This window comes from Aquitalea sp. S1-19 (assembly GCF_024343515.1).
On record NZ_RJTZ01000333.1, the window covers coordinates 1 to 850 of the forward strand.

General features: G+C 66.4%; 1 protein-coding gene. It reads left to right on the forward strand.

Annotated elements, in window-relative coordinates:
- Nucleotides 1-850 (forward strand): hypothetical protein (locus EGI20_RS18875; RefSeq protein WP_498633236.1); only part of this gene is annotated, 850 nt, incomplete at both ends.

An 850-nucleotide genomic window follows, 5' to 3' on the forward strand; every position in this document is an offset into this window, starting at 1 on the left:
CTTTGTCCGCAAGCCGGTGGCGGTCGGCATCCTCGAGCAGCTGGCGCGGGAAAACCTGGGCCATATGGCCTGGCTGCTGGCCGGAGGGGAGCTGCTGGTATACGACGCCATGCAGTCGATGGATGGTGGGGGCTTCCGTGTGGGCGACCGGCTTGACCGGGTGCTGGGCGAGGCCTCGGCACGCGAATACCTGTATGCGCTGATGCGGGAGGCCAGCATCAGGCTAAGGGAGCAGCAACCGGTGGCGCTGGTGGCGGACGAGGCCCGCTTGCTGCTGGCGCGGGCCATGCGCAAACGCGCTTTCGAGTTCGACCTGTTGGCCGAGCAGGCCGCGTACTGTCACGCGTTGGCGCAGACCATTGTGGAAATGCTGCTCGAACAGGCTTCGCCTGCCGGGCTCCAGCAGCAGCTGGCGCGGGCCAAGGCATGGGAGCGGCAGGCTGACCATTTGCTGGTCGAGGCAAGGCAGCGCAGCCATCACTTCGAGCGCTGGCAGCCGATGCTTGGCTTGCTGGAACGGATGGACGATGTCGCCGACGTGCTGGAGGAGGCCGTTTTTGTGCTGGGTTTGCTGTTGCACCCGGGCATGCCGCTGATGCCTGCCGAGGTCAATCGCCATCTGTCGGCGATTGCCGAACTGACCCTGGGTGCGATTCAGGACCAGGTCAAGGTCGTGGAAATCGCGCGCCATCTGGAAGAAGGCGGCGCCCAGCGTGACGGCGACGAATTCCTGAAGGTGCTCTGGCGTATTGTCCGGGCCGAGCGGGCCTGTGACGAAGCGCTGCGCATGGCACGCTGGGAGCTGGTCGGCCAATGGCGCGAGCACGCGGCCGCGCTGCACATGGCGGTC